Origin of the sequence: Mesorhizobium sp. M1E.F.Ca.ET.041.01.1.1, from assembly GCF_003997355.1 — a bacterium.
Taxonomy (GTDB): domain Bacteria; phylum Pseudomonadota; class Alphaproteobacteria; order Rhizobiales; family Rhizobiaceae; genus Mesorhizobium.
Map to the genome: position 1 here is coordinate 1 of NZ_RZSL01000064.1, position 17,801 is coordinate 17,801.

The following is a 17,801-nucleotide window of genomic DNA, read 5'->3' on the forward strand; positions in this document are numbered from 1 at the left end:
TTGTCGTAGCCCCATTTGGTGTTGACGGGCGCGGAGGCCGCCTGCGTCAGCCGGCGGTAGGAATTGACGTAGGGCGCGAACATCACCAGCGCGTTCGGCACGTGCTTCTGCATGCCGCCGATGAAATGGAAGAACGCGTCGGTCTCGGAACCGTCTTCGGCCGAGAAGATGTTACGGCCAGTCTTCTTGTCGAGGACCGACTGGTGGATGTGCATTGCCGAACCCGGCTGCCCCTGGATCGGCTTTGCCATGAATGTGGCGTAGATTTCATGCTTCAGCGCCGCCTCGCGGATCGTGCGCTTGAACATGAAGACCTGGTCGGCGAGCTCGATCGGATTGCCATGGCGCAGGTTGATCTCGAGCTGGCCGGCGCCTTCCTCGTGGATCAGCGTGTCGATCTCCAGGCCCTGCCGCTCGGAGAAATGGTAGATGTCGTCGATCAGTTCGTCGAACTCGTTGACGCCGGCGATCGAATAGCCGGCGCCGCCGCCGATCGGCCGCCCGGAGCGGCCGACGGGCGGCGTCAGCGGGTAGTCCGGGTCAGGGTTCTTGCGTACCAGATAGAATTCGATCTCGGGCGCCACCACGGGCTTCAGGCCGCGTTCGTCATAGGCGGCCAGCACGCGCTTCAGCACGTTGCGCGGCGTGAATTCGACGGAGCGGCCGTCCTGGTGGACGAGATCGCAGATCACGGCAGCGGTCGGATCTTCCTCCCAGGGCACGACGGTCAGCGTCGAGAGGTCGGGCAAAAGCTTCAGGTCGCCGTCATCCTCGGGATAGTGGAAGCCGTTGCCGTCTTCCGGGTAGCCGCCGGAGATCGTCGTCATGAACACGGCCGAAGGCAGCGCAAGCGATGTGTTGGAGGTGAATTTCTTCGACGGCATCATCTTGCCGCGGGCGACGCCGGCCTGGTCCGGCGTGATGCATTCGATGTCCTCGATGCCGCGCCATTCCAGCCAGGCGCTGGCCTCCTTCCAGTTCTTCACACCGCGTTCGCTTTTCAGGAAGGCAGGCGTGCGGGCGCGTCCCCCCCGGCTCGACGGACGGACTTCCTTTTTTTCAGGCGGCATCATTCACCAGATTGTGTTGCGGATTTCGAAGTATAGCCGGGCCCCGCGGGGGAAGGGAAGGGGAGGCGCAGGAGTCGCCACAACGAGTGTCGACCTGCCGCCGCGTCTGTCTTCTTGCTGGCGGCGCCAGCCGACAAGGTCTAGATGAAACCTATCCGCAAAGGGTCTGCGCATGTCCACTCCACGTTTGACCACGATCGGCTTCGATGCCGACGACACGCTGTGGCAGAACGAGCAGTTCTTCCGCATGACCGAGAAGCGCTTTGCCGCCTTGCTGGCCGAGCACGGCGATCATGAGCACATCGCGGCAAGGCTGCTCGAGGCCGAAAGGCGCAACCTCGCCCTCTACGGCTTCGGCATCAAGGGCTTTACCTTGTCGATGATCGAGACAGCCGTCGAGATCACCGGTGGCGAGGTGCCTGGTTTGGTCATCGGCGAAATCCTGGCCGCCGGCCGCGAGATGCTCAGCCACCCGATCGAGCCGCTGCCGCATGCGCGCGAGACGGTCGAAAGGCTGGCGGGCTCCTACCATCTGGTGCTGATCACCAAGGGCGACCTCTTCGATCAGGAGCGCAAGCTGGCGCAGTCGGGAATGGGCGATCTCTTCGATGCGGTCGAGATCGTCAGCGACAAGAGCGCCGACACCTACGCCCGCATCTTCAGCCGCCATGGCGACGGTCCGCAGAACAGCATGATGGTCGGCAACTCGCTCAAGTCCGACGTGGTTCCCGCCATCGAGGCCGGCGGCTGGGGCATCCATGTGCCGCACGAATTGACCTGGGCGGTCGAACATGCGGAGGCGCCCGTCGCGGCGCCGCGTTTTCGCCGGATTGCCGATCTTGGCGAACTGCCGACCCTAGTCGAGGCCATCGTGAGGGCTGGCTGAAAGCCGCCGTCTAGCCGCGGCCCACCATCCGATCGATCACAGGTTGCAGTCTTTCAGGTGTGATTGGCTTGGCGACCACCACGTCGACCACATTCGACAGGCCAAGGCTGTCCGGCGTGCCATTCCTGGTTGAGAGCAGGATCACGGAAGGCAGCGCCTTGCCGGAGGCGCGCCGCAGCGCATCGATGCCGGACAACAGCCCGTCGCAGTCCTTGTTGTCGGGGCCGCCGTCCAGGATCACCGCGCCGGGGACCAGGCTGGCCAGAGCTTTCCCGGCCGTCTCGGGTGACTCCGAGATCGGCTTCAGCCCCGACTTCTCCACGATCTTCGACACCACGACCCGGTTGATCGACGATTTGCCGACCACAAGCACCTTGGAGAAATCCGCGGATGGCCGGCCTGCCGCGCCGCGCTCCGCCGGTTTTATTGGTTTTCGAGGGTCGTCACGATTGGCGGGACACATAGCGGGCAGGCGCTCTGATTCAATGCAGGGTTGAAACCTGAGCGCAATTGGCGCGAGATCGCCGGCGGTGTCAAGCTGAAATAGTGGAAAATGAGAATATGGCAAGAATTACAAAAATTCGGGGCAAGTTCTCCCTGTCGTCAAAGGCGGAATTGGAAAAAACCGAAAGTCTCCCGAACGTATAGCGCACGGGAGACACTCGCGGAAGATTGCTGACGTGACGTCAACCTTGGCTCTGATGGGTGACGATCACTGGGATCAAAAGATCGCCCCAGTTGCCGTCTCCGCCGTGGTGCCTGGCGGAGCGCACCAGTTCCACCGACACGCCGGCCTCGACTGCCTTCATCACCGACTGGTTCAGCCTGTGCAGGTCGTTGGCAAGCATGCGGATCGTCGCCTGCTGGTCGACGCTCATCGCGCTCGACTGTTCTTCGGCCCTTTCCTTGACGCGGCTGATCGATGCCATTGCTGTTCTCCTCGATGTAAGTGCCCTTAGGGCGTTTCCTCTGACTTTTCTTCTGTTACTCGGCCGCCGGCCTGAACTGGTCGTGCTCGGTCGATTCATGCATGGCGGTGGTCGAAGACTGGCCGCCGGTGATCGCCATCGACACGGCATCGAAATAGCCGGTGCCGACCTCGCGCTGGTGCTTGGTCGCGGTGTAGCCGTGGGCTTCCGCCGCGAATTCGGCCTCCTGCAGTTCCGAATAGGCCGCCATCTGGCGGTCCTTGTAGCCGCGGGCCAGCTCGAACATGCCGAAATTCAACTGATGGAAGCCGGCCAGCGTGATGAACTGGAACTTGTAGCCCATCGCGCCGAGTTCCTTCTGGAACTTCGCGATCGTTGCGTCATCCAGGTTCTTCTTCCAGTTGAACGACGGCGAGCAGTTGTAGGCGAGCAGCTTGCCCGGATGATGCTTGCGCACGCCTTCGGCGAACTTCCTTGCCTGCTCGAGATCCGGCTTCGAAGTTTCGCACCAGATCAGGTCCGCATGCGGTGCGTAAGCGACGGCGCGCGCGATGCAGGACTCGATACCGTTCCTGATATGGTAGAAGCCTTCGACCGTGCGGCCGGCGTCGTAATCGACGAAGGGCCGGTCACGCTCGTCGATATCCGAGGTGAGCAGCTTCGCCGCTTCCGCGTCGGTGCGTGCAACCACCAGCGTCGGCGTCCCCATCACGTCGGCCGCAAGCCGCGCCGCGTTGAGGTTGCGGATATGCGCCGCAGTCGGGATCAGAACCTTGCCGCCGAGATGGCCGCACTTCTTCTCCGATGCCAGCTGGTCCTCATAGTGGACGCCAGCGGCGCCGGCCTCGACGAAGGCCTTCATGATCTCGAAAGCGTTGAGCGGCCCGCCGAAGCCTGCCTCGGCGTCGGCGACGATCGGCGCGAACCATGTGTCGACCGAAAGCCCCTTGCCCTCGGACGTCTCGATCTGGTCGGCGCGCTGCAGCGTGCGGTTGATGCGCTTGACCAGCTCAGGCGCCGCATTGGCCGGGTAAAGCGACTGATCCGGATACATGGCCGATGCGGTGTTGGCGTCCGCCGCCACCTGCCAGCCCGACAGGTAGATCGCCTTCAGCCCGGCCCGAACCTGCTGCATGGCCTGGTTGCCCGACATGGCGCCTAGCGCGTTGACGAAGTCTTCCTCGTGAATGAGCTTCCACAGCCGGTTCGCACCATTTTCGGCAAGCGTCTGGCGAATCTGGACCGAGCCGCGCAGCCGCTTCACATCTTCCGGCGAGTACGGCCGTTCGATGCCGTCGAAACGGCCTTCGGGCGCGGATGGGACAAGGTTGTAAAAATCGGTCATTGGGTCACTCCAGATCGTTCGTAGCCACTTCTTGGAACGCCGCGCCTGTGGAAGGATTTGCGCCGTCGGTATATGACATCATTTACATTGCGCTGCGAAAAACCGCGAATGAAACCAGCGTTTCGGCCGAAAAATAAGGGAAAATCTGTGTTGCATTTGACAAAGGTCGCTGTAAATTTGTCAAACTTGTAAATGCCGACATTGATGCTGAGTGCGGAAAAAGTATGTAAATTCTTGTCAAGGATATTGAGTTGGCCGACCAGAAGATTTTCGCCGGGCCGCGCATCCGCCGCCTTCGCAACGCCAAGGGCCTGACCCAGACGGCGATGGCCGAGGGGTTGGGCATATCGCCGTCCTACCTCAACCTCATCGAGCGCAACCAGCGGCCGCTGACGGTGCAGCTGATCCTCAAGCTGGCATCAGTCTACAAGATCGACCCGCACGAATTGCAGGGCGAGACCAAGGGATCAATCGCGGCGCTGAAGGAGATGTTCGGCGATCCGCTGCTGGCCGGTGAATTGCCGGGCGACCAGGAGCTGGTCGATCTCGCCGAGACCGCGCCCAATGCTTCCGCTGCGATGGTGAAGCTGTTTCGCGCTTATCGCGAGCAGGCCGAGCGGCTGTCGGATCTCAACGAGCTCCTGGCGCGGGAGGGCAGGGCGACCGCATTGTCCGGCACCCGCCTGCCGATTGACGAGGTGCACGAAACCCTCGAGCGTCGGCCGAACCATTTCGCGGCGCTGGAGGAGGAAGCCGAAGCCTTCATTTCGGTGCTCGATCCTGGAGACGATCTGTTCGGCGCGCTGAAGGCATGGCTGAGGCGCGAGCACGGCATCGTGGTCAAGGTGCTGCCCGTCGCCACCATGCCGAACTGGCGCAGGCGCTATGACCGCCATTCGCAGCGCCTGTTCCTGTCCGAGCGGCTCTCCCCTTTCGATCAGCTGCGCGAAGTCGCCATGGAAGCGAGCCTGATGCGCATGACGGTCGCCGTGGCGAGCGAGATCCAGGCGTTGAAGCTCGGCACTGACGAGGCGCGCCGGCTCGCCCGCTTCGAGCTCGGCCGCTATGCCGCGCATGCGCTGATGATGCCCTATCAGGCCTTCCATGCGGCGGCGGTCCGCGCCCGCTACGACGTCGACGTCCTGCGTTCCCGTTTTGGCGTGTCCTTCGAACAGGCGGCGAACCGTCTGACCATGCTGCAGCGGCCGGGCGTCTCTGGCGTGCCGTTCTTCATGCTGGAGGTCGACAACGCCGGCAACCGCTTCCGCAAGGCGGGCAGCCAGGGCTATCCGCAGAGCCGCTTCGGCGGCGCCTGTCCGAAGCTCCCCGTCCATGCCGCCTTTTCGCAACCTGGCCAGATCCTGGTCGAGGCGGTGGAAATGCCCGACGGCGCCGAGTTCCTCTGCATCGCCCGCACGCTCGAAGGGCCGCAGGGCGCCTTCTCCGAACGGCCGCGGCGCACCGCGCTTCTGCTTGGTTGCGACATCGGCTTTCGCGACGAGATCGTCTACGGCGCGGCGCTGCCCGGACCGTTCGCCGGCAAGGCCGCGCAGGGCACGGTATTGGCAACGCCGGTCGGTCCGGCCTGCAGGCTCTGCGAGCGCGTCGGCTGCCTGGCCCGCGCCGAGCCGCCGGTGACGCGCCCGCTCGGCCTCGACGAGATGGTGACCGGCCTCAGCGCTTTCGATTTCCAGGGATAGCGCCTGCCCCCAAGGCCCGCGGTTTTCGGGGAGCGCGTTGGCTTTGTCCCACATTTCAGCGGTTGCTGGATCACGCCTGGCGCCCGCCTTTGCGCTACGCGAATGGGACATCGTCTTGTCGTCCCCGGTGGATCGTGCCACCCGCAACTCGCTGACAGTTGTGCCATGTCCGATACCGCATCGCCCCGCATTGCCTTGCCTGCCGTCTCGCCGCGCGAGGAGCGGATCGGCATGCTGCTGGTCTTCCTGTCGGCGCTGATGTGGAGCTTTGGCGGCACCATCGCCCGCTTCATCCATGTCGGCGACAGCTGGACCGTGGTGTTCTGGCGCTCGCTCTGGGCGGTGGTCTTCCTCATCGCCTTCATGCTCTGGCGCGATGGCTGGCGTGGCACCTCGAGGCTGTTCCGCGACATGGGCCTGCCCGGGCTCGGCGTCGCCTTCTGCTTCGCCACCGCTTCGACGAGCTTCATCGTCGCGCTCGCCTACACGACGGTCGCGAACATCTTGTTGATGCAGGCCGGCGTGCCGCTTCTGGCGGCCTTGCTCGCCTGGGTGCTGTTTCGCGAACGTGTGAGCCCGGGGACCTGGGTCGCCATTGCCGCCGTCATCACCGGCGTCGCCATCATGGTCTCCGAATCCCTGGGCGGGTCCGTCTCGCCGATCGGCGATGGGCTGGCTCTGCTGATCGCGGTGATGTTTTCGTTCGCGACGGTGATCACCCGGCGCTTCGCCCATGTGCGCATGGTGCCGGCCACATGCCTCGGCGCGCTGCTTGCCGGTGCCTTTGCTGCCTCCCAGGCCACGGAATTCGCCGTCCCCGCGCGCGACATGGGGTTTCTCTTTGCCTTCGGCGTCATCAATCTCGGCGTCGGCCTTGCCTTCTTCGCCATGGGCGCGCGGCTGGTGCCGGCCGCCATCGCGGCGCTGCTCGGCACCTTCGAGCCGATCCTCGGCCCGATCTGGGTCTGGCTCGTCCATTCCGAGGTGCCGTCGGTGCGCACCATCATCGGCGGCGCGGTCGTCGTCACGGCGCTGCTTGTCCATATCGCATTTGAGTTCAAGCGGCAGACACGCCCCGAGCGGCCCGGCATCACAGGCCTGCCGGCCCCTAATTGATGCTACATAAGCGTTTGCCATTGACAAGCGTGTCGCCGGGCGGGCAGGCTGCAATTACGGCAACAACAAGACAGGCGTATCTTGCCAAGTGTCTCCGCCGGCCTCATCGGGGCCGGACCGCAACGTCATACTTCTGCTTACGCCGCGGCGAACGCCGCTGACGCCGCCCTGATACCTTCCCGGAGGGGGTGCAAGGGCTGCAACCGCTGCTCAACGATCCGGCACGGCACCAGCGGCTCGCGCCTGTTGCCTTCCGGAAAGCTCAATAATCTGAACCAAACGCCGCCCCGCGCCCTTATCGCGCCGAGCCGGCAGGGGAACATTCACCAAAGGAGAACATCATGATCCGCAAAGCGCTTTTGCTTTCGGCGACCTCGGCATTCCTGACCCTCTTTGCCGCAGGCGGCCATGCAGAGGACCGCGTCGTCAACGTCTACAACTGGTCGGACTATATCGACAGCTCGATCATCGATGACTTCACCAAGAAAACCGGCATCAAGGTCGTATACGACACCTTCGATTCCAACGAGATACTGGAGACCAAGCTGCTGGCCGGCGGCAGCGGCTACGACGTCGTCGTGCCCAGCGCCAACTTCCTCGCGCGCCAGATCCAGGCCGGCGTGTTCCAGAAGCTCGACAAGTCGAAGCTGCCCAACATCTCCAACATGTGGGATGTGGTTTCGGAGCGCACCGCCAAGTACGATCCGGGCAATGAATACTCGGTCAACTATATGTGGGGCACCGTCGGTCTCGGCTACAATGTCAAGAAGGTGCAGGCAGCGCTTGGCACCGACAAGATCGACAGCTGGGACGTGTTCTTCAATCCGGAGAGCCTGGCCAAGCTGAAGGATTGCGGCGTCTATGTGCTGGATTCGCCGGCCGACATCATTCCGGCGGCGCTGAAATATCTCGGCCTCGACCCGAACAGCACCTCGCCCGACGACATCGCCAAGGCCGAGGAAGCGCTGCTGAAGGTCCGGCCCTATATCCGCAAGTTCCATTCGTCCGAATACATCAATGCTTTGGCCAACGGCGATATCTGCCTGGCGGTGGGATGGTCGGGCGACGTGTTCCAGGCGCGCAATCGCGCCGAGGAAGCTAAGCAGGGTGTCGAGATCGGCTATTCGGTGCCGAAGGAAGGCGCCCAGATGTGGTTCGATCAGATGGCGATCCCGGCCGATGCGCCGCATGTCGCCGCGGCGCTTGAGTTCATCAACTACATGATGACGCCGGAAGTGATCGCCAAGTCATCGAACTACGTGCTCTACGCCAATGGCAACAAGGCCTCGCAGCAGTTCGTCGACAAGGCCCTGCTGGAGGATATCTCGGTCTATCCGGATGAGGAGACGACCAAGAAGCTCTATACCGTGCAGCCATACGATCCCAAGACACAGCGCGTCATCACGCGCACCTGGACCAAGATCGTCACCGGCCAATAAGCATCGAGACGCGACCCGGCAGCCAGCTGCCGGGGTCGCGTTCTTTAGAAGCAATTCCAGGAAAAGTGTGAAGCGGTTTTCCGTCCGGAATTGCGACAAGAACAAAAAGGCGAAAGCGGTTCTGCGTTTCCTTGAAACGATGAACCGTCTAGCGGCATGAAGCAGAACCGGAGTGGGGACAATGAAATCGCTTGGCAGCATCCGCAGGGATTTCGCGCCATGGAATGATCCGAACGCCAAGCCGTATATCCAGTTCGACAAGGTGACCAAGAAGTTCGGCGACTTCACCGCCGTCAACAATCTGTCGCTGACCATCTTCGAGCGTGAATTCTTCGCGCTGCTTGGCGCCTCCGGCTGCGGCAAGTCGACCTTGCTCAGGATGCTCGCGGGCTTCGAGGAGCCGACGGCCGGCCGCATCCTGCTCGACGGCCAGGACCTGCGCGGCATCCCTCCCTACAGGCGACCGGTCAACATGATGTTCCAGTCCTATGCGCTGTTTCCGCATATGACGGTGGAGAAGAACATCGCTTTCGGCCTCAAGCAGGAAGGCATGCCTGCCTCCGACATCGAAAAGCGCGTCGCCGAGATGCTCAGGCTGGTCAAGCTCGAGCAGTTCGCCAAGCGCAAGCCGCATCAGCTTTCCGGCGGCCAGCGCCAGCGTGTGGCGCTGGCCCGCTCGGTCGCCAAGCGGCCGAAGGTGCTTCTTCTGGACGAGCCGCTCGGCGCGCTCGACAAGAAGCTGCGCGAGGAGACGCAATTCGAGTTGATGGACCTGCAGCAGGAACTCGGCCTCACCTTCGTCGTCGTCACCCATGACCAGGAAGAAGCCATGACCATGGCCGACCGCATCGCCATCATGGACAAGGGCGAGGTGATGCAGGTGGCGACGCCGGCGGAAATCTATGAGGCCCCGACCTCGCGCTTCGTGGCGCATTTCGTCGGCAATGTGAACATGTTCGAGGGCAAGGTCGCCGAGCGGGCGGCGAATACGACGCGCATCACCGGCGCGACCGGGGCGCAGATCGTCGTCGAGAACGCCGCCGATGCCGCCAACGGCGCCGACATCGTCTTCGCGATCCGGCCTGAGAAGATCAAGGTCTCGTCGAAGAAGCCGGCCGACGCCGTCAATGCCCTGCAGGGCGAGGTCTATGACGTTGCCTATCTCGGCGACATGACCGTCTATCACATCAGGCTCGACGACGGTCAGATTGTCCGGGCAAGCGCGTTGAACGCCTCGCGCGTCACCGAGGACCCGCTGACCTGGAACGACCGCGCCTGGGTCTCCTTCCGGCCCGACGCCGGCGTCGTGCTGACCAGGTAGGAGCGACCCATGACCAACGTCGCCGCTACGGCCGCCCCGTCGACCGAAACCGCCGCAGCGCTGCCGACCAGGCTGGCGAAGGGATTCGTCGACCGCCTCGTCATCATCGTCCCCTATCTTTGGCTGCTGTTCTTCTTCCTCGTTCCGTTCATCATCGTCTTCAAGATCTCGCTGTCGCAGACGGCGATCTCGATGCCGCCCTACACGCCCGTGCTCGATTTCACCGACGGCGTTTCCGGGTTCCTCGCGGGATTGCGCGAACTCAACTTCGACAACTACACCTGGCTCACCCAGGACGCGCTCTACTTCAACGCCTATGTGACCAGCCTGATCATCGCCGCCATCTCGACGGTGCTGACGCTGATCGTCGGCTATCCGATCGCCTATGGCATGGCGCGCGCGCCGGCGACGGTGCGCCCGACCTTGCTGATGCTGGTGATCCTGCCGTTCTGGACCTCGTTCCTGATCCGCGTCTATGCCTGGATCGGCATCCTGAAGCCGGAAGGGCTGCTCAACCAGATGCTCTTGTCGCTGCATCTCATCAGCCAGCCGCTGGTCATCCTCAACACCTACACCGCGATCTTCATCGGCATCGTCTATTCCTACCTGCCGTTCATGGTGCTGCCGCTCTATTCCTCGCTGGAGAAGATGGATTATTCGCTGATCGAGGCGGCGCAGGACCTCGGCTGCCCACCGACCGGAGCCTTCTGGAAGATCACCTTTCCGCTGTCGCTGCCAGGCGTCATCGCCGGCTGCCTTTTGGTGTTCATCCCCGCCGTCGGTGAGTTCGTCATCCCGGACCTTCTCGGCGGCTCGCAGACGCTGATGATCGGCAAGACGCTGTGGAACGAGTTCTTCGCCAACCGCGACTGGCCGGTCTCGTCGGCGGTGGCGGTCATCCTGCTCCTGGTGCTGACCGTTCCGATCATGTTCTTCCAGCAGGCCCAGGCGCGCGCGCAGGAGCAAGGCAAATGAACGCCACCTGGAGCCGCTTCAACGTCACCTCGATCGTGCTCGGCTTTGCCTTCCTCTATCTGCCGATCGTGCTGCTCATCGTCTTTTCCTTCAACGAATCGAAGCTGGTCACCGTCTGGGGCGGCTTCTCGACCAAATGGTACGTGTCGCTGTTCCACAATCAGGGCCTGATGGACGCCACCTGGGTGACGGCGCGCGTCGGCGTCATCTCGGCCACCGTGGCGACCGTGCTCGGCACGCTGGCGGCGATCACCCTGACGCGCTACACGCGCTTCAAGGGGCGGGTGCTGTTTTCCGGCATGGTCTTTGCGCCGCTGGTCATGCCGGAAGTCATCACCGGCCTGTCGTTGCTGCTGCTCTTCGTGGCGGTCGGGCTCGACCGCGGCTTCTTCACGGTCACGCTCGCGCACACCACCTTGACCATGTGCTTCGTGGCCGTCGTCGTGCAGTCGCGCCTGGTCTCCTTCGACCGTTCGCTGGAGGAAGCCGCCATGGACCTCGGCGCGCCGCCGGTGAAGACCTTCTTCCAGATCACCCTGCCGGTCATCATGCCGGCCATCGTCTCCGGCTGGATGCTGGCCTTCACGCTGTCGCTCGACGATCTGGTCATCGCCAGCTTCACGTCGGGTCCGGGCGCCACGACGCTGCCGATGAAGATCTACAGCCAGGTGCGCCTCGGCGTGACGCCGGAGATCAACGCCGCCTGCACGATCCTGATCGCCGTCGTCGCGATCGGCGTCATCATTGCCTCGATCGCCAACAAGCGCCGCGAAGTCCAGCGCCAGCGCGACGAGCAGGCGGCGCAGCGCGGGTAGGCAACAGACGGTGGGCGAGACTGGCGCCCACCGTTCTCCTCCCCACCTCGTGCGGAGAGAACATCTGCGGGCCTTTTGCCGAACCTTATTGGCCCGAAACGCCGCGGCTGATCGGCGAGATGAACGGCGTGCTCCAGTTGCCGCCGACGAAGAACAGCGACTGGTTCGGGGGCTGCGGCGCCTGCACGGCCGCCTGGTCGCCGGCGGCCGGTTGCAGCGGCGGTTGCTGCGCGGGTTGTTGTGCCGGCTGTCCGTTCCGAATGATGCCGCCGGAGAGTGCCAGCCCGTGCCCGGCGTAAGAGGCGATGCCGGAAAGCCAGATCTTGTACTTCTGGGAATTGACCTCGGCCTTGTCCAGCCGCGCCACGCCTTTCGAGATGCTCGCCTTGATCTCGGCGCCGTCGATCGGCAGCGAGCCATCGGAGACGTCGTCGAGCGCGAAGAACCCGCCCTGTTCGTTCCGCTTGAGGAAGGCAGGCAGGTTGAGGCCGTTGAGCGAGCCCGGCCCGAATGTTGCCGAGAACGACCCATCGGCATTCTCGAAGATCGAGTCCCAGGCCTTGCCTGGCCCCTTGAGGATGACCGAGACTGTACCGGTGCCGGCGGGCACCAGCCGCGTCATCCCCGCCGCGGTGGCGAAGGCGCCGGTGTCGACATCCGACGCCAGGAGCCGCATCTCGACCTGAGTGCCGTCCGGCTTGCGGTCGAAACGCAGGCTGCTCTGGATGTTGCCGTTGAAGGCTGACGCGTCGGAGATGTCGAAGACGGCAAGCCCGTTCTTGACCTGCGCGGTCGCGGCGACGTCGGCCAGTTGTACCGGGCCGGCGGTGGCGTGCGCCGCCGACAGCCTGAGATCGAGGTTGATCTTGTCGGCGAAGCTGGTGTCGATCTCGCCTGGGCCTTTGTCGCCGGTGGGAGCGATCGGCGTGAAGGCGGAAAGGAACGATCGAAGGTCAAGCGTGTCGAAGGCAAGCGTGCCGGAAATGACGGGCAGGGCCTCGCTGAACGAAAAGTCCAGCGCTCCCATGCCGGGATTGTTGTCGAGCGCCACTGTCGTGTTCTCGAATTTCGCCCGTCCCGCCGACGCCGTTACCTTGCTGGCGACCGAGACGGAGCCGATCGCGGCACTCGGCGCGATGCCGGCCTGCGACCATTCAAGCAGGCGTCTCAGCGAAGGAGCGGCGAATTTCGCCTGGCCGTCCAGATAGGCGTTGTCCGACATCGAGGCGACGCCGTCGAAGGAGAGGGTGGCGGGCGCGGCCTTGAAGGCGAACGTGACGGGCGCGGTGCCTCCGGCAAACAGCACCAGCGGCCTCGCCGAGGAAAAATCGATCTGGACGCTCTCGCCGCGCCATATGCCGGTCGCCGTGAGCGTGGCGTCGCTGTTCATCGCCGCCCAGTTCACCTGGCCGCTGAGGCTGCTCAGCATCTCGATGTCCTTGCCGCTCGCCGAGGTCACGACGCGGCCGTCGCGGAACTCGACGGTGCCGAACGGATCGGAGGGCAGTCTGCCGAGATCGGGCTTCTGCGGGTTCGCGGTGACCACGCCGCGCGCCGTGTCGATCGAGCGCGTGATGCGGCCGCCGCTGGGCAGCGGCGGCAGATAGAAGCCGCTCGCCGTGCGCTCGACCCTGATGGTCGGCCGCACCAGCCTTGCCGTCGAGAATTGGACGTCGCCCTGCAGGGCGGCCATGGCCGAGAGGTCGACTTCGACGCGCTCGGCCTCGATCACCGGCGGCGCGTCGGTCTCGGTCCATTGCGACAGCGTCACATCGCTGAGGATCGCCCGGAACTTCGGCCACACCTCGATGCGCGGCGAACCGTCGATCGTCACGCGAAAACCGCTCCAGGCGCTCAATTCCCAGGCGATGCGGTCGCGCACGATGCGGGTCGAGGCAATCAGCGGCAGGGCGGCCACGGCCAGCGCGATGACCAGCACCGCAACGCCGATCACCCATACCCCCCGCCGGATCAAAGATGATGGCATCTCGCCCCGTATGCTTCCATTGCCGACAAAACCGCCCGACGGGTGTAACCGAGCGCCGACGCTTTTCAAGTCTTTATGGCCTTGCCATGGCATTTACGCCCGTTCCGTGCCGGCCATTCCAACAAAATCTTGCCCTGCCGCGCTGCGGTATGCATAAGCCATAGGCCCGTCCGGCCCGCAAACGCCACGCCGGTTTTGGGACAACGACGCAGGCGATATCAGGCTTAACTGCCGCAATCGCGACGCGCTTTGGGAGGAACGATCATGGCCGCCGACACCCCCTTGTGGACGCCGACGCAGGACCGGATCGCCTCCGCGCCCATGACTGCCTTCATGAAGGCCGCCGCCGAGAAGTCAGGCGAGACTTTCTCCAGCTATGCCGAACTCCATCGCTGGTCGATCGACGATCGCGAAGCGTTCTGGAGCCTGGTCTGGGATTTCTGCGGCCTTGTCGGCGACAAGGGCGAGCGGGTTCTCGTCGATGGCGAGAAGATGCCGGGCGCCGCCTTCTTCCCCGACGCAAAGCTCAATTTCGCCGAGAATCTTTTGAAGAAGACCGGCGGCGGCCTGGCCATCGTCTTTCGCGGCGAGGACAAGGTCGAGCGCCGGCTGTCCTGGAACGAGCTCAACGCACTCACTTCGCGTCTGCAGCAGCTTTTCCTGTCGCTTGGGGTCAAGGAGGGCGACCGCATCGCCGCCATGATGCCCAACATGCCCGAGACCATCGCCGCCATGCTGGCAGCAAGTTCGATCGGCGCGGTCTGGTCCTCCTGCTCGCCCGATTTCGGCGAGCAGGGCGTGCTCGACCGTTTCGGCCAGATCGAGCCGGTCGTCTTCATCGCGCCCGACGGCTACTGGTACAACGGCAAGGCGATCGAGGTCGCCGACAAGGTCCGGGCGGTGGCCGAGAAACTGGCGACCGTGCGCAAGGTGCTGATCGTCGACTATCTCGGCACCTCGGCCGATGTCGCCGCCACCATCGACAAGGCGGCGGCGCTGGAAGAAGCGCTCTCGCCCTTCGCCGCCAAGGCGCTCGCTTTCGAGCGGCTGCCGTTTTCGCACCCGCTCTACATCCTGTTCTCATCGGGCACTACCGGCATTCCGAAATGCATCGTGCACTCGGCAGGCGGCACGCTGACCCAGCACGTCAAGGAACAGCGGCTGCATGCCGGCCTGCTCGACGGCGACCGCTTCTTCTACTTCACCACCTGCGGCTGGATGATGTGGAACTGGCTGGTCTCGGGCCTCGCCTCGGGCGCGACGCTTCTGCTTTATGACGGCTCGCCCTTCTATCCCGACGGCAATGCGCTGTTCGATTTCGCCGACGCGGAGAAGATGACCTATTTCGGCACCTCGGCGAAGTTCATCGATTCCGTGCGCAAGGCAGGGCTGAAGCCCATCAAGAGCCATGACCTTGGCAGCGTGCGCACCATCTCGTCCACCGGCTCGCCGCTGTCGCCGGAGGATTTCCGCTTCGTCTATGACGGCATCAAGAAGGACGTGCATCTGGCCTCGATTTCCGGCGGCACCGACATCGTCTCCTGCTTCGTGCTCGGCGTGCCTATAGAGCCGGTCTGGACCGGAGAGATCCAGGGACCGGGCCTCGGCCTTGCCGTCGACGTGTGGGACGACGACGGCAAGCCGATCCGGCAGGAGAAGGGCGAGCTCGTCTGCGCCAAAGCCTTCCCGGCGATGCCGATCGGCTTCTGGAACGACCCTGAAGGCAAGAAGTACCACGCGGCCTATTTCGAACGCTTCGACAATGTCTGGTGTCATGGCGACTTCGCCGAATGGACGGCGCATGGCGGCATCATCATCCATGGCCGCTCCGACGCCACGCTCAACCCGGGCGGGGTCAGGATCGGCACGGCCGAGATCTATAACCAGGTCGAGCAGATGCCCGAAATCCTGGAGGCGCTCTGCATCGGCCAGGATTTCGACAATGACGTGCGCGTCGTGCTGTTCGTCCGGCTGGCCGCCGGCGTCAGCCTCGACGAGGATCTGGAAAAGCGCATCCGCGCCAGGATCCGCACCGGCGCCAGCCCGCGCCACGTGCCGGCCAAGATCGTTGCCGTCACCGATATTCCAAGGACCAAGTCCGGCAAGATCACCGAGCTCGCCGTGCGCGACGTCGTCCACGGCCGCGCCATCAAGAACAAGGAAGCGCTCGCCAACCCCGAGGCGCTGGAGCTGTTCAGGAACCTGCCGCAGTTGGCGGAATAAGCGCCTCGAAATGGTAAACGAATTCTGGCGACCGAATTTACCTAGATTTCACGAGTGGTACACATTCGTAAATTTTTTCGGCCCCCGGTAAGGACTTGTTAAGGGACGACGCCGATAGTCGCGTATAACTTGAGGGAGAAATCCCGTTCCTCGTCCCCTGAGGATCAGATTCGCTCAAGTCCCCGTTGTGACAGCAATCCCATCTTTCAAGGCGTCCACTGGACGCCTTTTTCTTTTCCTGGAGCAATTCCAGAAAAGTGCGCAGCGGTTTTCCGTCCGGAATTGCGTCAAAACAAAGAGATAGAGCGGTTTGCCGTTTTCGTGGAACGGTGAACCGCTCAAGACGCGATTATTCGGCGAGCACGCGCGTGGAAGGGAAGCCGACCTCGACCAGCGTGCCTTCGCCGGGAGTTGACGTGATGGTGAAGCGGGCACGGTTCGCCTCGACCATCGCTTTGGTCAGCGGCAACCCGAGGCCGGTGCCGTCGCCGCGTCCGCGCTTCAGCGCATTGATCTGCTTGAACGGCTTCAGCGCCTGTTCGATCTCGGCCTGGGTCATGCCGATGCCGGTGTCGCGCACGCGCATGACGACGTCGCCGGAGGCCTCGTAGGCGGTCGACACGATCACCTGACCGCCCGCCTGTGTGTAGCGGATGGCATTGGATAGGATGTTGAGGGCGATCTGGCGCACGCTTCTCAAGTCCGCCACCACTTCCGGCAGCCGCGAGGCGAAGCTGGAACGGATGATGACGCGCTCGCGGTTGGCCTGCGGCTGCATCATCGCCACTGTCTCGGCCAGCGTGTCGTTGAGCGATACAGCCTCATAGGCCATTTCCTGCTGGCCGGCCTCGATCTTGGAGATGTCGAGCAGGTCGTTGACGAGGTCGAGCACGTGATTGCCCGACCGGTTTATGTCGCGCAGATAGTCGCGGTAGCGGTCATTGGCGACGGGGCCGAACTTCTCGTCCACCATCAGTTCGGAAAAGCCGATGATGGCGTTGAGCGGCGTGCGGATCTCATGGCTGATGCGGGCGAGGAAATCCGTCTTTTGCGAGGAGGCGCGCTCGGCCACGGCGCGCGCCTGGGTGAGGTCTTCCTCGGCGCGCTTCCACTGTGTGATGTCGCGCACGACGGCGCAGAAGCCGCTGTCGTTGGGCAGCCTGCCGATGGTCATGAACAGCGGAATGAAGCGTCCCTGCGCCTCGCGGCCGATGACCTCGCGGCCGTCATTGAGCAGGCTCGCCACGCCCGGCTCGGACAGGCCGGCGAGATAGTCGCGTGCCGCGCGCTGGCTCTCGATGGCGAACAGCGAAGCGAAGGGCTTGCCGGCGATCTCATCGGTGTCGAAGCCGAACAGGGCTTCCGCGGGGCGGCTGATCGAACGGATATTGCCGTCGCGGCCGATCAGCACCACGCCGTCGGTGGCGGTGTCGATGATGGTGCGCATTTCGGCGATGCGCGACTTCAGCTCCGAAACATCCGGCTGCTGGCTCGGCTCGTCATTCGCCGCGCTGAAACTCGCCGCTGGCGACTCGTCCTCGCCCGTGCGGCGCACCACCAGCATCAGCGCCTTGCCGCCGCGCCACGGCACGGAGCGCAACAACGCATCGATCGGGAATTCCTGACCCTGGCGGGTCGTGAGCTTCAGCGAACGGTCGCTTTCGTCGGCCTCGCCGTCGTTGGCGTAATGCTCGGCGAACAATGCGCCAAGCCCGCCGGCATCGGTAAGGTCCTCAAGCGCGTCATAGCCGGTGAGCTCGAGGAAGGCGTCATTGGCGTAATGCAGCACATCGCCGGAATGGATGAGCAGCGGCACCGGCAGCCTGGCGACGATGGACGTGTCGGGCGCCCTCGCTTCCTCTCCGGTGGAGAAGGCCGACGGCACGAAGCCTTCGAGCTTGAGCGGCGGCATCTCGAGGCGCGGCCGTTCCGGCGATACCGCTTTCGCTTCGACAGGCCTTTCGACCGCGGGCAGGGCGCTGTCGCTATCGGAAC

The 17,801-nt window shown here is 63.8% G+C and carries 14 protein-coding genes; 8 read left to right on the forward strand and 6 right to left on the reverse strand.

Annotated elements, in window-relative coordinates:
- A partial coding sequence (locus EOA38_RS08250; protein ID WP_145965933.1) for a glutamine synthetase family protein occupies window positions 1-1,070 on the reverse strand: 1,070 nt, incomplete at its 3' end.
- Window positions 1,071-1,242: 172 nt separating this feature from the next.
- On the opposite strand from EOA38_RS08250, the gene EOA38_RS08255 reads away from it, so the two are divergent.
- Window positions 1,243-1,956: an HAD family hydrolase gene (locus EOA38_RS08255; protein ID WP_127298919.1), complete on the forward strand. Its 714-nt coding sequence runs from the start codon at window positions 1,243-1,245 to the stop codon at window positions 1,954-1,956.
- A gap of 10 nt (window positions 1,957-1,966) precedes the next feature.
- Here the strand turns inward: EOA38_RS08255 and EOA38_RS08260 are convergent, their stop codons facing one another.
- The 3 genes from EOA38_RS08260 to aceA all read right to left on the reverse strand — a co-directional run bounded on the left by EOA38_RS08260 (window position 1,967) and on the right by aceA (window position 4,230).
- The gene (locus tag EOA38_RS08260; RefSeq protein WP_127298920.1) at window positions 1,967-2,419 is read right to left on the reverse strand and encodes a response regulator; all 453 of its coding nucleotides are present in this window, start codon (window positions 2,417-2,419) and stop codon (window positions 1,967-1,969) included.
- A 223-nt stretch (window positions 2,420-2,642) separates the two neighbouring features.
- Window positions 2,643-2,885 (reverse strand): hypothetical protein, encoded by a 243-nt coding sequence (locus tag EOA38_RS08265; RefSeq protein ID WP_067327258.1) that lies wholly within the window; start codon window positions 2,883-2,885, stop codon window positions 2,643-2,645.
- A 55-nt stretch (window positions 2,886-2,940) separates the two neighbouring features.
- Window positions 2,941-4,230, reverse strand: coding sequence for an isocitrate lyase (gene aceA / locus EOA38_RS08270; protein WP_126092563.1), 1,290 nt, complete (start codon window positions 4,228-4,230; stop codon window positions 2,941-2,943).
- 251 nt (window positions 4,231-4,481) lie between these two features.
- Between aceA and EOA38_RS08275 the strand changes: the two genes are divergently transcribed.
- The 6 genes from EOA38_RS08275 to EOA38_RS08300 all read left to right on the forward strand — a co-directional run bounded on the left by EOA38_RS08275 (window position 4,482) and on the right by EOA38_RS08300 (window position 11,596).
- Entirely contained in the window at window positions 4,482-5,930 is a 1,449-nt protein-coding gene (locus EOA38_RS08275; protein ID WP_126092564.1) for a helix-turn-helix domain-containing protein, read from the forward strand.
- A gap of 165 nt (window positions 5,931-6,095) precedes the next feature.
- On the forward strand, window positions 6,096-7,046 hold the full coding sequence (locus EOA38_RS08280; protein WP_127298921.1) for a DMT family transporter: 951 nt from the start codon (window positions 6,096-6,098) through the stop codon (window positions 7,044-7,046).
- Window positions 7,047-7,387: 341 nt separating this feature from the next.
- Entirely contained in the window at window positions 7,388-8,485 is a 1,098-nt protein-coding gene (locus EOA38_RS08285; RefSeq protein ID WP_127298922.1) for a polyamine ABC transporter substrate-binding protein, read from the forward strand.
- A 181-nt stretch (window positions 8,486-8,666) separates the two neighbouring features.
- Window positions 8,667-9,806: an ABC transporter ATP-binding protein gene (locus EOA38_RS08290; protein WP_126092567.1), complete on the forward strand. Its 1,140-nt coding sequence runs from the start codon at window positions 8,667-8,669 to the stop codon at window positions 9,804-9,806.
- A 9-nt stretch (window positions 9,807-9,815) separates the two neighbouring features.
- A complete protein-coding gene (locus tag EOA38_RS08295; RefSeq protein ID WP_127298923.1) occupies window positions 9,816-10,781 on the forward strand; it encodes an ABC transporter permease subunit in 966 nt (321 codons plus the stop codon).
- Window positions 10,778-11,596, forward strand: a complete 819-nt coding sequence (locus EOA38_RS08300; RefSeq protein WP_126092569.1) for an ABC transporter permease subunit — start codon at window positions 10,778-10,780, stop codon at window positions 11,594-11,596. Before EOA38_RS08295 ends, EOA38_RS08300 begins: the two co-directional genes overlap by 4 nt.
- Window positions 11,597-11,681: 85 nt before the next feature.
- Here the strand turns inward: EOA38_RS08300 and EOA38_RS08305 are convergent, their stop codons facing one another.
- Window positions 11,682-13,583, reverse strand: coding sequence for an AsmA family protein (locus tag EOA38_RS08305; RefSeq protein WP_127298924.1), 1,902 nt, complete (start codon window positions 13,581-13,583; stop codon window positions 11,682-11,684).
- Window positions 13,584-13,847: 264 nt separating this feature from the next.
- Between EOA38_RS08305 and EOA38_RS08310 the strand changes: the two genes are divergently transcribed.
- Window positions 13,848-15,806, forward strand: a complete 1,959-nt coding sequence (locus EOA38_RS08310) for an acetoacetate--CoA ligase (RefSeq protein ID WP_127298925.1) — start codon at window positions 13,848-13,850, stop codon at window positions 15,804-15,806.
- A 349-nt stretch (window positions 15,807-16,155) separates the two neighbouring features.
- Here the strand turns inward: EOA38_RS08310 and EOA38_RS08315 are convergent.
- The coding region (locus EOA38_RS08315) for a histidine kinase dimerization/phospho-acceptor domain-containing protein (protein ID WP_127298926.1) at window positions 16,156-17,801 on the reverse strand (1,646 nt) is incomplete at its 5' end.

Coding starts and splice junctions, on each gene's coding strand:
- EOA38_RS08255 (WP_127298919.1), top strand. CDS start 1,243: ATGTCCACTCCACGTTTGACCACGATCGGCTTCGATGCCGACGACACG.
- EOA38_RS08260 (WP_127298920.1), bottom strand. CDS start 2,419: ATGTGTCCCGCCAATCGTGACGACCCTCGAAAACCAATAAAACCGGCG.
- EOA38_RS08265 (WP_067327258.1), bottom strand. CDS start 2,885: ATGGCATCGATCAGCCGCGTCAAGGAAAGGGCCGAAGAACAGTCGAGC.
- aceA (WP_126092563.1), bottom strand. CDS start 4,230: ATGACCGATTTTTACAACCTTGTCCCATCCGCGCCCGAAGGCCGTTTC.
- EOA38_RS08280 (WP_127298921.1), top strand. CDS start 6,096: ATGTCCGATACCGCATCGCCCCGCATTGCCTTGCCTGCCGTCTCGCCG.
- EOA38_RS08285 (WP_127298922.1), top strand. CDS start 7,388: ATGATCCGCAAAGCGCTTTTGCTTTCGGCGACCTCGGCATTCCTGACC.
- EOA38_RS08290 (WP_126092567.1), top strand. CDS start 8,667: ATGAAATCGCTTGGCAGCATCCGCAGGGATTTCGCGCCATGGAATGAT.
- EOA38_RS08295 (WP_127298923.1), top strand. CDS start 9,816: ATGACCAACGTCGCCGCTACGGCCGCCCCGTCGACCGAAACCGCCGCA.
- EOA38_RS08300 (WP_126092569.1), top strand. CDS start 10,778: ATGAACGCCACCTGGAGCCGCTTCAACGTCACCTCGATCGTGCTCGGC.
- EOA38_RS08305 (WP_127298924.1), bottom strand. CDS start 13,583: ATGCCATCATCTTTGATCCGGCGGGGGGTATGGGTGATCGGCGTTGCG.
- EOA38_RS08310 (WP_127298925.1), top strand. CDS start 13,848: ATGGCCGCCGACACCCCCTTGTGGACGCCGACGCAGGACCGGATCGCC.